The organism is Shewanella sp. UCD-FRSSP16_17 (assembly GCF_001675935.1).
In the GTDB taxonomy this organism is placed as follows: Bacteria; Pseudomonadota; Gammaproteobacteria; order Enterobacterales; family Shewanellaceae; genus Shewanella; species Shewanella japonica.
Window position 1 is genome coordinate 180719 of record NZ_LZFV01000047.1, and the last position, 13822, is coordinate 194540.

Consider the following 13822-nt stretch of genomic DNA (forward strand, 5'->3'; position numbering starts at 1 on the left):
ACATAAACTGGGTAAAGCCGATTCACTTACTGTGTTAAAGCCAATCGACGAAGTATTTGTTTAACCTAATAGCGTTACCAGTACTGCATTTTGTGCATGCATTCTGTTTTCTGCTTGTTGCAAAATAAGTGAACCTTCACCATCAACGATTTCTGCAGTCGCTTCCACTTCTCTATATGCAGGTAAACAATGCATGAAGTAATTAGCACCAACTTGGGTCATTAATGCTGTATTGACTTGGTAAGGTTTAAATTTGGCTTCAATCTCTTCCATTGAAGTGTTATCTCCCATAGAGATCCAAGTGTCGGTGTAAACCGCATCTTGCGGGCCCATTTCATTAATATCTGAGGTTAAAATAAGCTTACCGCCATGCTTTGCAGCTAACGCTTGTGCTTCACACACCACTTGTCCATCAGGGAAATGACCCGGCGGGCAAACAACAGTCATAGTGGCACCTAAAATTGCAGCGCCATACATCAATGAGTGAGTCACATTGTTACCATCACCTAAGTAAGCTAATTTCACGTTACTAATATCATCAAACTTTTCAGATAATGTCAGAAAATCAGCTAAGCCTTGGCATGGGTGGTATAAGTTACATAATGCATTAATCACTGGCACTGAAGCATGCTTAGCTAATCCAGCGATAGTCGTATGAGAAAATGTTCTGGCAACAATCGCATCAGCCCAACAAGAAATATTAGTAGCAAAATCAGAAACCGGCTCACGTTTACCTAAGGCCCCATTTTGCTGATCTAAATAAACTGAATGGCCACCTAATTTATTAATGCCGATATCAAAACTCACTCTGGTACGTAAAGAAGGTTTCTCAAACAACATCACCACGCTTTTACCTGCCAAGGCTTGGTTATAATCAGCTGGATTTGCTTTAATCTTCTTAGCAAGCGCTAATAAATCAAGTAACTCTGTTTGCGATAAATCTTTTATAGATAATAAATGTTCCATTAGTGTGTTACTCCTATGGCTGAATTTGGGTGCCAACGGATTGTCCGTTTGATAAGGCAATTAATTGTTGAGGCTGTTTCCAAGATGCAACTTGCACCGGCTTCCCCATCCACTGAGCAACTTCTAATGCCGCTTCGACTTTGACTTTCATTCCTTTTTCTATCACGCCTTGCTGAACTAAATCTGAAATTTGTTGTTGATTTAATTGATCAATTAACTCGCCATTACCATCTAATACACCCGGTACATCAGATAGAAGCACTAACTGACCTGCCACTAACTTTGCTAAGGCCGTTGCAGCTTGATCTGCATTAACGTTAAGCATGTCACCTTGTGCTGACACAGCAATTGAACTACAAATTGGCAGCCAGCCTTGTGATAATAAATAAGTTAAGTAACTCGCATCTTTCGGTGTCACTTCACCCACTAGGCCTAAGTTTTCATTTTTAACTACTGCATCAACGGTATTACCATCGGCTAAACTCATACCAACGGCCACAATACCCGCCTTAATTGCAGCGGCCTGTAATAACTTGTTTGACGTTCCAGCCAATGCACCTACGACAATTGGAATTTGGTCACTGGGAGTCACTCTTAAACCATCCAATTTAATGGTTTCTTTACCATTGGCAGCTAATTGCTCATCGACTAAACATCCACCGCCGTGAACAAAAATAACTTTCTGGCCGTCAGACATCATGTTTGCAACAACGCCCATGAGTTCAGCCATTCCTGATTCTGATTGTAATAATGCGCCGCCAACTTTTAATACAATAACTGGGTTACTCTGTGACATGATGATTCCCCGTTATAGGCCAAAGTGAATTTTAATGCACTGCAGGCCTTGGCTTGCAGCACCTTTCATTAAGTTATCAATCGCACTCGCAACCACCAAGTAATTGCTTTGAGAATCATACTTCCAACCGACAATGCAGTTAGGTGTATTCACAACATCGTCCACCTTAGGGAATTGGTTTTGTAAAACGCTAACTAACGGACTGTCATTGTAAACTTGATAAGCTTTAGCAATATCAGCTTCTGTAGTGCCTTTCGCTAACTGAACCGTAATCGTGGCTAAAATGCCCCGTTTAAAGTTACCTAGGTGTGGAGTAAAGATAACTTCTTGCCCTAAATGAGTGGCAATTTCAGGCTGGTGACGATGACCTAATACGCCATATGGCGTTAAGCTGACTTCACAAAAGCTAGTATGAAGCTGGGCTTTTCTGCCCGCTCCAGTAACGCCACTAACAGCATTAATGACAGGGTAAGCATCCGTTAGGTATGGCGTTAAAGGTTTCAGTGCAGTTAATGACGCTGTTGGATAACAGCCCGGAACTGCAATCATTTTACTGCCAGCGATTTGTTGATGATTCCACTCTGCTAAGCCATAAACGGCTTCAGCAAGAACATCTTGCTGGGTATGCTCAAACCCATACCATTTAGGGTATTGCTCGATATCAGCAAAACGGTAAGCACCACTTAAATCAAAAACTGCTAAACCTTGCTTATAAAAATAAGCAGCTAATTCTAAACTTACTGCATGATCAGTCGCGAGCACGACGCCATCAGCTTCCTCTATAATTGATTGTTTAGCTTCTGCCGTTAGCGGAGATAACGACAACTTGATTTGCTGGTATGCAGGGTATAGCTCAGCAAGTGCCTTTCCTTTATCAAGACTGTTTTCTGATACATAAAGGCCTTGAATAGAAAGCGATGTATCGTTATCAATTAAAGCGGTGATTTGTGCACCGGTATAGCCACTAGCGCCAATTATTGCGATGTTTTTCATTATATTGTCGTCTTTAGGTCAGTAAACTAGAGAAATAATTCGGTATATGAGCAGGGTGCTCGAGATTAAAACTATCGTCGAAGATAGTTTACCTTGGGATCTGTTACAGTGAATTGAATCGCAATTAAATACATATTTATAATCTTTAATCTAATCAAGTTATGGTGAATGCCTTAGCTGTTTGCTAGACTAACACAATAAATTAATTATGCAATAATAATGAATACATATTTATTGCAAGCACTATAAAGGTTGCTATGAATTCATTACCAGATTTAAAAAATGCATTTAAACAGCTAATTGCACTCCCTTCGATCAGTGCATTAGAAGCTGAGCAAGATATGAGTAATCATGCAGTCATTGAGTTACTTCAATCTTGGTTTTCAGATATGGGTTTTAACTGCACTGTTCATACCGTGGCTGACAGCCGAGGCAAACAGAACTTAATCGCAACTATTGGCTCAGGCAGTGGCGGCCTGTTATTGGCTGGACACACTGACACCGTTCCTTTTGATGAAGGACGTTGGAGTCAGAGCCCTTTTGATTTAACAGAAAAAGATAACCGTTGGTATGGGTTAGGTACCTGCGATATGAAGGGCTTCTTTGCTTTAGTTATGGAAGCGCTGAAGTCGTTACCGCTTGATGAAATAAAACGTCCATTACATATTTTTGCTAGCGCTGATGAAGAAACCACAATGAATGGTGCTAAAGCGTTTGCAGATTCAAAAAGTATCGCCCCTGACTATGCAATCATCGGTGAACCCACCAGCTTAAAACCGGTATATATGCATAAAGGCCATTTAGCACAAGGTATCAGAGTGATTGGTAGAAGTGGTCATTCTTCTGACCCCGCTCGTGGCTTAAACGCGATTGAAATTATGCATCAAGTCATCGGTCAACTGATGAAACTCAAGCAGCATTTAAGTGAAAACTACCGTGAAGATGCATTTAGTGTTCCCTACCCCACGATGAACTTTGGCCATGTTCATGGCGGCGATGCAGCAAACCGTATTTGTGGCTGTTGTGATTTACATCTTGATATTCGCCCGTTACCTGGCATTGAGCTTGCCGATTTAGAGTTGATGGTGATTAATTATCTTGCAGACATCAACAAACAATACCCAGGCAGTATTGAGATATCCACGCTTTACCCAGGATCAGAGTCATTTGCAGGTAAACTTGATGATTATTGGACAAAAATGGTTGCAGATATCGCTAATACCGAGCCTGAGGTTGTTAATTACGCAACTGAAGCCCCTTATATAAAACAATTGGGCTGCCAAACCTTAGTAATGGGCCCTGGTAGTATCAATCAAGCTCATCAGCCAGATGAATACATAGGGTTAGAATATTTAACACCCACTGTTGAGTTAATGAAAAAGCTTATTTATCAGGCTTGTATTAAATAGTTGTAATAAGTTTCACTATCAGTAGCGATTAATCATGGTGCATGATTAATTATTGAAATAACCCATTGACCAACCCCCTCACAGCTAGCTATTGTGCTAGCTGTAGCCCATTAATGGTAGCGGCTAATTAAGTTAAACTTATGGAGTAATTATGGCAGAGCAAACCGCCGACATGTACGCTTCTTTACGTTCTAATGTGAGTAGCTTAGGGCAAATTTTAGGTGATACGATGCGCGATCACCTTGGTGATGCATTTCTTGAAAAAGTAGAGCAAATTCGTATTCTGGCCAAAGAGTCTCGCCAAGGCGATGCCGAATCAAGACAACAAATGCTAGCTCTGCTCAATTCATTACCTGACAATGAACTGGTGCCATTTGCTAAAGCGTTTAATCAATTTTTAAACTTGGCCAATATTGCAGAGCAATTTCATACCATAAGTCGCAACTGTGATGAACTTGTCTGTGTACCAGATCCTGTCGAGCAGTTACTGGGACGAATGCTAAACAGTAATGCCAATGAACAAGAAGTCATCGACTGCTTAAAAACCCTCGATATTGATTTAGTCCTTACTGCTCATCCTACAGAAATATCTCGTCGTACTCTCATTCAAAAATACTCTGCTGTTGTCGACTGTTTAACAGAGCAAGAAAACCAGCAACTCACTGATCGAGAAAAAGGCCAAACACACCTTAGGTTACGTCAACTTATTGCACAGATTTGGCACACCAACGAGATCAGACATGAACGCCCAACTCCCGTAGATGAAGCACGTTGGGGACTAAGCACCATTGAAGCCTCATTATGGCAAGCCGTTCCAGACTTTTTAAGACAACTCAATGACCATGTTGAGTCAAAAACGGGTCAACAAATTCCCGCTGATATTTGTCCTGTTAGATTTTCTAGTTGGATGGGCGGGGATCGAGACGGTAACCCATTTGTGACCTCAAAAGTCACCGAGGAAGTATTACTCCGTAATCGCCATGCCGCGGCCAGATTATATTTAAAAGATATCGTTTCTTTGGTGAATGAATTATCCATGGAAGAAGCTAATGCTGAACTTAAAGCGCAGCTGCCAGACAGTAAAGAACCCTATAGAGACGTACTAAGACAACTTCGTCATAAACTACGCAATACAATTGATTACCTCAATGCCCGCCTAGAAGGTCAGCAAATTGACCTGAACTATGACGATGTTGTATGGCAATTAGATGATTTAAAACAACCTCTTGAATTATTATACCGAAGCTTATCAGAATCTGGCATGCGCTTAATTGCTAATGGACTGCTGCTCGATATCTTACGTCGTTTAGCATGCTTTGGCATTCATATGCTACGTCTCGACATTCGCCAAGATGCTGAACGACATAGCGATGTGATTGCCGAATTAACTCGTTACCTCGGTATGGGCGATTATGATCATTGGGATGAAAGCGAAAAACAAGCTTTCCTATTAAGAGAGCTTACCAGTCGTCGGCCGCTTATCCCTGCTGATTGGAAACCGTCAGCCGACGTGGAAGAAGTCATCAATACCTGTAAATTAGTCGCCTCTCAACCTGCTACTGCACTAGGTTCTTACGTTATCTCAATGGCCAGTAAGCCATCGGATGTACTTGCAGTGTTGCTATTACTCAAAGAAACTGGCTGTCAACACCCAATGCGTGTTGTGCCACTATTTGAGACTTTGAGTGATTTAAATACCGCTGCTGACTGTATGACACAACTGCTGAATATCGACTGGTACCGTGGATATACAAAAGGTATGCAGGAAGTCATGATTGGCTATTCAGATTCTGCTAAAGATGCTGGCGTAATGGCTGCCGCATGGGCGCAATATCACGCCCAAGAGCAACTCGTTGCCGTTTGTAAGAATGCAGACGTCAAATTAATGCTTTTCCACGGTCGTGGTGGCTCAATTGGCCGTGGCGGCGGGCCAGCTCATAAGGCTATTTTATCGCAGCCACCTGGCTCAGTAGATGGTCGAATTCGAGTCACTGAACAAGGTGAGATGATTCGATTTAAGTTTGGCCTTCCAAAAGTAGCTGTTCAGAGTTTAGCTCTATATACCTCTGCTGTTATGGAAGCGACTTTATTACCACCTCCAGAGCCTAAACAAGCTTGGCGAGATTGCATGCAACGTATCGCTGATGATTCAGTAAAAGCGTATCGTGGTATCGTGCGTGAAGAACCAGACTTCGTCGCGTACTTTAGAGCAGCAACTCCGGAGGTGGAGTTAGGCAAACTTCCACTGGGCAGCCGTCCAGCTAAAAGACGTGTCGATGGTGGCATCGAAAGTCTCCGTGCCATTCCGTGGATTTTTGCATGGTCACAAAACCGTTTAATGCTACCAGCTTGGCTTGGCTCAGGAGAGGCACTAAAAGCTGCCAATGAACGTGGGGAGTCGGCACTGCTGAAAGAAATGGAACAAGAATGGCCATTCTTTGAGACCCGTATCTCTATGCTAGAAATGGTATACATGAAAGCCGAACCTAATCTTGCTCGATACTATGAAAGCACCTTAGTGCCAGAAAACTTGCATCATTTAGGTAAAAAGCTGCGTGAAAGTCTACAATTAGGCACAGAAGCGGTATTGTCGCTAACTGAATCAGAAGAGCTAATGTCCCACACTCCATGGAACAGAGAGTCAGTTAAGCTACGTAATCCGTATATTGACCCACTGAACTTTCTACAAGCGGAACTTCTGAGTCGTACACGTAATGAGGAGCAAGCATCGAAACAAGTTGAGCTTGCGCTAATGCTGACAATTGCGGGTGTTGCCGCAGGGATGAGAAACACAGGATAATGCCATTATTTAAAATATGTTTAGCTTGCTTAATGCTGCTTCTGACTGGCTGTGCTAGTCAGTACAGCATCTCTGAATCTGAAGTTGAAGATTACCTCAATAATGAAATGCATTATGAGGTCTCACAAGGGAATCAAGTTTTTGGATTACAGTTAAAGCTCAACGATATGGAAGTTGAGTTAGGTCGTAAGCCTAACACTATTTCCGTAACTGCAATTACCAAAATGGCGGTTAAAAACCCCTTTAAATCAATTGCTGCTGATATGGAAACTACATTTGAGGCTGAGCCTTGGTACGATGTAGAGACCAAAAGTATCTTTTTAAAGAAGCTTGACTTAGTCAGTGTGAAATCCGAACCCGCAGATATTGAGCAAATGCTAAAACCCATTACGCCACAATTGATGATGTTTCTAAGAACCTTTTTAGAGTCCCAACCTGTTTATGTGCTGGACACCAAGGATAGTAATCAAGCATTGATGGCATCGATGACTAAAGCAATTGAAGTTGAAAGAGGCAAGATAGTCATAAAATTTTAAACAAAAAAGCGCCGCAAGGCGCTTTTTTATTAGCGTTACCGATTGCCATTAAAAGTTCTTAACGGGCTCTACAATCAAGGTGTTACTATGCACTGGGTTTTCAGACTGCATATACAAATCACGCACTAACTTAAAATCTAACTCTAATTCAGTAACGTAAAATCCATCCACAGGATAGGTCTTAATGACTTTCGCACCTTTTATTACTCCAGAGACTTTGATTTTAGTCGCAATACTATTAAGGCTTGCTCCTTGCACTGACGTGTTGGAATTCAACTGCAGCCCATAGACTTGTTCAGCTAACTCTCGATAAGCCAAAATTTTTGAAGCTTCCATCGCCATTAAAATTTGTTCTGACTTTAACTCTGCTGGTTGTTGATCAATTGGGGCATAACCAACAGCGTTTAATACTGGAAATTCTGTGGGCTGATAAGGTTCATAATTACTTTGCAAGACCTCACAGCCTGATAATAACCAGCACAACAAAACAATTAATAATTTCATTCAATACTCATTGGGTAAGATTTAAAATGGATTTGATTTTTTAACAGCCTATAAATAACGCTAAAGGGAATGACCAACCTCACTTTCAGTCAATTCGTCATTATTATTAGAAAGTAAATCACCAACATCAGTAATATTCATTTCAGGATTACTTTCAGTAAAATATTCCATTGCTAATTTTATTGCTGTCGAACCTACGCCAACATAATCTGAATATAATAAACTACCTGCCAAGGTCGAAGCTGGGCTTATTTTATCGCCCGTTGTTTCTTGGTATATATAAGATAAAATTGGTGTGTGATGTAGAATATTAATAGAATCTATTACATCTTTACTATCAAAACCATCCTCACCAAATGAATAGTAATACACATCATCCACAAGGCTTTCATTTTCTGATGATTGAGCACCAACAATATTATCAGTGGAAGTATTAATTGCTATTCCATCTTCAATATTAACCGAATTTGCACTGATAGCTTGTGTTAGAGCGCTTTCAACAATACTTGTTTGCAGTGATGATAATAAACCCTGTTGCATTTCGCTTACCATGTCATCAGACATACTCAACGAAAGTATCGTCTCATTATCTAAACCTGTACTAGCAAGCATCTGTTGCTGAAGGGTGTCTAGTGAAAACGTTTCAGAAGCCTTTGTTAGCGAAGTTGCTGCAGCAGAGGTATCACTAATTTGGTTCGCCTCATTTAAGATACGACTAAACTGATTCTGCTCACTATTACCATTGAGCTGAAAAATGCTCGTATCGACTTTATTGCCTAGCTTGTCGATAGCCTCATTAACAGTAAGAGCAGATTGACTTTCAGTCATATGTTATAATCCGAATGAATTGAGAGTAAATAATATATTTATCTGTTGTTCTTATTATAGTCCCATGGCTTATTGTAAAGTACAAATAAAAATATCCTTGCAAATATAACTAAGCATTTATTAAAACAAAGATAATGCCATTTAAAATTAACAGCATTTATTTTTCACCCTTTGATACGTAAATGAAATAAATATATCGCCCCATAAAAATTGACACCACCAATTAAAACAACAACAAGTTCCAAATAAAGTAATAATAAAAACAAGCTAAAAACTTTACCAATACAATATATAACAATTATTAAAAACAAATAATACGTAATTTGGTAAAGTTGCGTAAAGAGAGTGAAGAAACTGTGCAGGCCATAGATCTATATAGGATATTAAAGATACAATTTAAATAACTACTAAATAAATTTAGATATTTAAAAATGAAACTTCCCCTGCTTATTGTTTTATTTTTATTCACTATTTCAGGCTGCACAACAACTGAAGTAGCTGAAATAAAAATCCCTAACAAAGAAAACACGACTGTAAATGTTGTTGAACCTTCTGATGAAGTGATGAAAGGCGATCCAAATTACCGCCCTGTTAGGAACAACAACATTCAACAAGCTCAGCAGATAACAGGTTCAATTTTTAATCCTGATAATGTCTACAATATTTATCAAAACAACAATCGTTACGAAATTGGCGACATGATTTTGATAAGGCTCAATGAAGAGCTAACATCCAAAAAATCCATCAGCTACAAGCGTGATAGCTCTAATGAGTTTGATCTGTCACCCAATATCACTGCGGGTAATATCAATATCAATGAAGACAACCTCAGCGCGGATTATTCGCAAGATAAAAGCTTTGATAGTTCATCTGCAAGTAACCACAATAACTCACTCACTGGAACGATTACCGTTGCAGTAAGGGAGAAACTTGCCAATGGAAACTTAATCGTTGCCGGGGAAAAGTGGATTAAATTGAATAAAGGCGATGAATATGTGCGTTTTTCAGGTGAAATTAGGGTGACTGATATTGCGTCAGATCATTCAATTAACTCCAGTATGGTTGGAAACACTGTTATTGAAGTTAGCGGTAAAGGTGAGCAACAAGATAACCAAGATCCTTCTTTGATTAGCAAGCTACTTAACGTATTCGGATAGTCAATGAAACGGTTTTTATGGCTATGTTTACTGGCAGTATTCCCTTCTGTCAGTATGGCACAGTGGTACGTTGGACAAGCATCGTATCCTATAGGTAACGATGATTATAATGATGTGCGCAAATTGGTTGTTGAAAAAGCAATTGAGAATGCGTCATTACAAGCAAGTAGTTTCATCAGCATTGAAAATACCGTTAGGGATGGCATTTTAACGAGCAGTCAAAGCAATGTTCTGTCACAACACCATATTAGTGAAATTGTCATTCTTAATGAATCTATAGAAGGTGGTAAGCTCACCATCAATCTAAAAGTCAGTTTAGAGTCAAAATCTAACTGCATTGAAGATCGTTACCTCAAACAGCTCATTGTTGCTCAATTTCCATTACTCACACCTTCGCAGGCCTCAGCTGGCGATATCTCAAATCTCCCCTTTCATATTGGTTCGAGGTTTAAAAATGAATTAACCCATCAACCAAACGTATTCGTCGAAGAAATGATCCCACAAATGGTATATAAGCCAATTACAACGATGGATACAATTAATTTAGAAACCATACAAGGTATCTCTGAAGCCTTAAATAGCCAATATCAAAGCCAATATTTAGTATTTGGTTATATTCGAGATATCAGTTTATACAACGAAAAAAAATCCAGCTTACTTGTCGATACTGTTTACCCCAAGCGTAACTTCACGATAAAAGTATTTATGTATGACAGGATCAGTAACAGTATATTACTTGAAGAAGAATATCACGGTGAAGGTGGTTGGAGCTTTGACTCATACAGTCGCGTAGATTTGGCGAACAGCTTATTTTGGCGCAGTGAATATGGGAAAACAATCGTCAATACCTTGTTCAAAGTCTCACAAGAGATTAATCAAACTCTAAAATGCGAGGCGACTAAAGCCATTGTCATTAATCGAGATGATGCCTATATCACCATCAATATTGGAAAATTACATGGTGTTGCTAAAGGAGATATCTTTCAGCATATTAAGCTCAAAAATATCACCTTGGCCAACTCTGTTTTATCGACATTGATGCCACCAGATGAACCTATTCATCTGGAAGTGGTACAAGTTAGTAACAAAATTAGCTTACTAAAAGTACCTAAACATTTAGACAAAAACGGTATGAATCAACATCAAATAGATTTATATGACGTAGTGACAACAGTAGAGTTTTAGTAATTTAAATGCTATCAAAGTGAGCCAGTCTCAGTAAAACTAGCTCACTTGACTATTCTAATTACTTAGCAAATCTGGTTATCGAAGGATAATCAACGATTACAGCTTCACCTAGCAATGCTCTACGAAGCATATCATAGGCTATAGCGGCACTAAGACTTCGTATTAACTGTCTTGATCGGTTAGGGATTTTAACCATTTGACTATACACAACATGTTTAGTCGCTAATGCAATCGCTACGGTACCAACAGGCTTATCTTCAGTACCACCATCTGGACCTGCAATACCACTTGTTGAAAGTGCAAAATCACTATCTAATATTTCACGTGCGCCTCTGGCCATAGCTTCAACAGTAGCAATAGAAACCGCGCCATGATCATCGAGGATCTGTGGATTCACCCCTAATACTTTTACCTTAGATTCGTTACTATAAGTCACTAAACCATGGTGTAGATACGACGAGCTACCAGGAAAATCGATTAGCTGACTTGTTAACATTCCCCCAGTGCACGACTCTGCCAAGCTTAAGCTAAAACCAGATTGGAAAAGTCGATGATGTATCTCAGCAGCAAGTGTTGGACGATCTTCAGCTACAATCGCAATCCCTAAAATTGATTTGATTGCTTTCGTCACTTCAGCCAATTGATTAATTGCCTTGTCACCGCGAGCGAATATCTTAATTTCTATGTGTGGCATTGACGAACGGTAGCCTAGGGTAATCCCTGCCGGTAATGTTAATTCTGCTAAATTATCAGCTAAAGAAGACTCCCCATGACCAATGGTCAGTAACTTCTTCAATGCTGTATTTTCACTAATTCCGAACTCAGATTTAATGAAAGGAATAAACTGCTCTTTAATCATGTGCTTTAGTTCAAAGGGCACACCAGGCGTAAAAAACAACCAAGCTTTATTAAGCTTTACACGAAAACCGCATGCTGTACCTACTGGGTTATCAACCATAACAGCCGATTCAGGTAATAAAGCTTGTTTTAAATTACTCTTAGCCATCTGACGATTATTTTTACTAAACCAGCTAATCAATCGATCTCGCCACTCCTCGTTCTCAATCAACGACTCGCCCTTAGCTAGCGCCATCGCTTCAGCAGACATATCGTCACTTGTTGGGCCTAGCCCACCATTAACGATAATCACATCGGCATGGTGGCTTCTTTCAATAAAGGCATCCCTAAGATCTTCTAAACGATCGCCCACAGTAATCCGATGATGTGTTTCAATACCTAACTCCATTAGCGTGTTGGCTACCCACGCGGCATTGGTATCAATAATCTGGCCAGATAACACCTCTTCACCAGTACATATCATTTCTAATTTCATTTGTGTCCCTAGAAGCTTATAGTAATGTGTTGTTAAACTTTCCATTATCAATTGCCTATCAAGATAACTGACTAGCGATAAACATCAATCACTAAATGGTATTAGTCTTATCAAAGCAATCATCAATGAGCTAAATAACAAACCTCAAGCTCGAAAAACCAACAAGATTAATCACGATTGTGTAAACAACTCTAACTCATCTATAAAATGAAGGTCTATTTATCGCTAATGCCTTCACCGATGAATTTTTTATGGAGAACTAAACCAATTCTAATCAATTTATAAGCCTTATAAGACCAACCGCTTTATACCTTTAGATCAGTTTCGACAATCTTTTGTTATTAAATAATCATGTGGATTTCCTGTTGCAAATGAGCATATCGTCTACACTGTGCGCAGTTGAGGTGTCTAAACTTGTTTTAGCTTCGTCTCTGGACATATTTATCTTAAATTACAGACACAAAAAGCCCGTTACGAAAATAACGGGCTATCTGCTCTCATAAAAGAGTAATTAGGCGCTTGGCAATGACCTACTATTACATGGGCATATTGACCACACTGTCTTTCCCTGCACTCAATTCACATAACAATCAGACACAAAAAAGCCCATTACGTGAGTAACGGGCTATCTACTCTCTTAAAAGAGAAATTAGGCGCTTGGCAATGACCTACTTTTACATGGGCACATTGTCCACACTGTCTTACGCTACACAATTCACTTAACAAACACAAAAAAGCCCGTTACGTCAGTAACGGGCTATCTGCTCTCTTAAAGAGAAATTAGGCGCTTGGCAATGACCTACTTTACATGGGCATATCAATCACACTATCAGCTGTTGATGTGTCTAAACTTAAGCTTTAGCTTCGTTTCTGAACATGTATATCTCAAATTACAGACACAAAAAAGCCCGTTACGTGAGTAACGGGCTATCTGCTCTCTTAAAAGAGAAATTAGGCGCTTGGCGATGACCTACTTTCACATGGGGAGACCCCACACTATCATCGGCGCGATTGCGTTTCACTACTGAGTTCGGGATGGGATCAGGTGGTACCACAATGCTATTGTCACCAAGCAAATTCGGGTGTTAATCGCTTATCGCAATTAACTAAATTCGGAAAGCTGTTTGAGTGTCTTACTTTATTAAGCGCTTTAAATTCTTCACTAAGTCTTACCTTCAACAGTAAGTAATAAATCTAGTTACCATCAACTCAGATAAAAACTCATCTGGGTTGTATGGTTAAGCCTCACGAGTCATTAGTACAGGTTAGCTCAACGCCTCACAACGCTTACACACCCTGCCTATCAACGTCC

11 protein-coding genes and 1 rRNA gene are annotated in these 13822 nt (G+C 39.8%); 5 read left to right on the forward strand and 7 right to left on the reverse strand.

What is annotated here, in order from left to right:
* Window positions 1-60: 60 nt before the first annotated feature.
* Genes A9267_RS19650 through argC form a run of 3 tightly spaced genes read right to left on the reverse strand, consistent with a single transcriptional unit; the run spans window position 61 to window position 2755 of the window.
* A complete protein-coding gene (locus tag A9267_RS19650; protein ID WP_055026237.1) occupies window positions 61-966 on the reverse strand; it encodes an ornithine carbamoyltransferase in 906 nt (301 codons plus the stop codon).
* Between the two features lie 13 nt (window positions 967-979).
* Window positions 980-1762 carry an acetylglutamate kinase gene (gene argB / locus A9267_RS19655; RefSeq protein WP_065110443.1) on the reverse strand — a complete coding sequence of 261 codons (783 nt, stop codon included), beginning with the start codon at window positions 1760-1762 and terminating at the stop codon, window positions 980-982.
* Between the two features lie 12 nt (window positions 1763-1774).
* Complete coding sequence (argC, locus tag A9267_RS19660) at window positions 1775-2755, reverse strand: N-acetyl-gamma-glutamyl-phosphate reductase (protein ID WP_065110444.1); 981 nt, start codon at window positions 2753-2755, stop codon at window positions 1775-1777.
* A 257-nt stretch (window positions 2756-3012) separates the two neighbouring features.
* Here argC and argE point away from each other — a divergent pair, with 257 nt between their 5' ends.
* The 3 genes from argE (at window position 3013) to A9267_RS19675 (ending at window position 7500) form a co-directional block, all read left to right on the forward strand.
* A complete protein-coding gene (argE, locus tag A9267_RS19665) occupies window positions 3013-4164 on the forward strand; it encodes an acetylornithine deacetylase (protein ID WP_065110445.1) in 1152 nt (383 codons plus the stop codon).
* A 151-nt stretch (window positions 4165-4315) separates the two neighbouring features.
* Entirely contained in the window at window positions 4316-6964 is a 2649-nt protein-coding gene (gene ppc / locus A9267_RS19670; protein WP_065110446.1) for a phosphoenolpyruvate carboxylase, read from the forward strand.
* A gap of 32 nt (window positions 6965-6996) precedes the next feature.
* The gene (locus A9267_RS19675; protein WP_225442127.1) at window positions 6997-7500 is read left to right on the forward strand and encodes a DUF1439 domain-containing protein; all 504 of its coding nucleotides are present in this window, start codon (window positions 6997-6999) and stop codon (window positions 7498-7500) included.
* 48 nt (window positions 7501-7548) lie between these two features.
* On the opposite strand, the gene A9267_RS19680 is transcribed toward A9267_RS19675, so the two are convergent.
* Together A9267_RS19680 and A9267_RS19685 are read right to left on the reverse strand one after the other, a co-directional pair.
* Window positions 7549-8004 (reverse strand): LPP20 family lipoprotein, encoded by a 456-nt coding sequence (locus A9267_RS19680; RefSeq protein WP_065110448.1) that lies wholly within the window; start codon window positions 8002-8004, stop codon window positions 7549-7551.
* A gap of 60 nt (window positions 8005-8064) precedes the next feature.
* Window positions 8065-8832 (reverse strand): hypothetical protein, encoded by a 768-nt coding sequence (locus tag A9267_RS19685; protein ID WP_065110449.1) that lies wholly within the window; start codon window positions 8830-8832, stop codon window positions 8065-8067.
* Between the two features lie 431 nt (window positions 8833-9263).
* On the opposite strand from A9267_RS19685, the gene A9267_RS19690 reads away from it, so the two are divergent.
* Both A9267_RS19690 and A9267_RS19695 read left to right on the forward strand, forming a co-directional pair.
* Entirely contained in the window at window positions 9264-9989 is a 726-nt protein-coding gene (locus A9267_RS19690) for a flagellar basal body L-ring protein FlgH (protein ID WP_065110450.1), read from the forward strand.
* Window positions 9990-9992: 3 nt separating this feature from the next.
* Window positions 9993-11174 (forward strand): flagella assembly protein FlgT middle domain-containing protein, encoded by a 1182-nt coding sequence (locus tag A9267_RS19695; protein ID WP_065110451.1) that lies wholly within the window; start codon window positions 9993-9995, stop codon window positions 11172-11174.
* 61 nt (window positions 11175-11235) lie between these two features.
* Here the strand turns inward: A9267_RS19695 and A9267_RS19700 are convergent, their stop codons facing one another.
* Both A9267_RS19700 and rrf read right to left on the reverse strand, forming a co-directional pair.
* A complete protein-coding gene (locus A9267_RS19700; RefSeq protein WP_065110462.1) occupies window positions 11236-12510 on the reverse strand; it encodes a CinA family nicotinamide mononucleotide deamidase-related protein in 1275 nt (424 codons plus the stop codon).
* Between the two features lie 957 nt (window positions 12511-13467).
* Window positions 13468-13583, reverse strand: a 5S ribosomal RNA gene (gene rrf / locus A9267_RS19705).
* Window positions 13584-13822: the final 239 nt, after the last annotated feature.

What these genes read in the sequence shown, in the direction of transcription:
- A9267_RS19650 (WP_055026237.1), bottom strand. Translation starts at nt 966, where the DNA reads ATGGAACATTTATTATCTATAAAAGATTTATCGCAAACAGAGTTACTT.
- argB (WP_065110443.1), bottom strand. Translation starts at nt 1,762, where the DNA reads ATGTCACAGAGTAACCCAGTTATTGTATTAAAAGTTGGCGGCGCATTA.
- argC (WP_065110444.1), bottom strand. Translation starts at nt 2,755, where the DNA reads ATGAAAAACATCGCAATAATTGGCGCTAGTGGCTATACCGGTGCACAA.
- argE (WP_065110445.1), top strand. Translation starts at nt 3,013, where the DNA reads ATGAATTCATTACCAGATTTAAAAAATGCATTTAAACAGCTAATTGCA.
- ppc (WP_065110446.1), top strand. Translation starts at nt 4,316, where the DNA reads ATGGCAGAGCAAACCGCCGACATGTACGCTTCTTTACGTTCTAATGTG.
- A9267_RS19675 (WP_225442127.1), top strand. Translation starts at nt 6,997, where the DNA reads ATGCTGCTTCTGACTGGCTGTGCTAGTCAGTACAGCATCTCTGAATCT.
- A9267_RS19680 (WP_065110448.1), bottom strand. Translation starts at nt 8,004, where the DNA reads ATGAAATTATTAATTGTTTTGTTGTGCTGGTTATTATCAGGCTGTGAG.
- A9267_RS19685 (WP_065110449.1), bottom strand. Translation starts at nt 8,832, where the DNA reads ATGACTGAAAGTCAATCTGCTCTTACTGTTAATGAGGCTATCGACAAG.
- A9267_RS19690 (WP_065110450.1), top strand. Translation starts at nt 9,264, where the DNA reads ATGAAACTTCCCCTGCTTATTGTTTTATTTTTATTCACTATTTCAGGC.
- A9267_RS19695 (WP_065110451.1), top strand. Translation starts at nt 9,993, where the DNA reads ATGAAACGGTTTTTATGGCTATGTTTACTGGCAGTATTCCCTTCTGTC.
- A9267_RS19700 (WP_065110462.1), bottom strand. Translation starts at nt 12,510, where the DNA reads ATGAAATTAGAAATGATATGTACTGGTGAAGAGGTGTTATCTGGCCAG.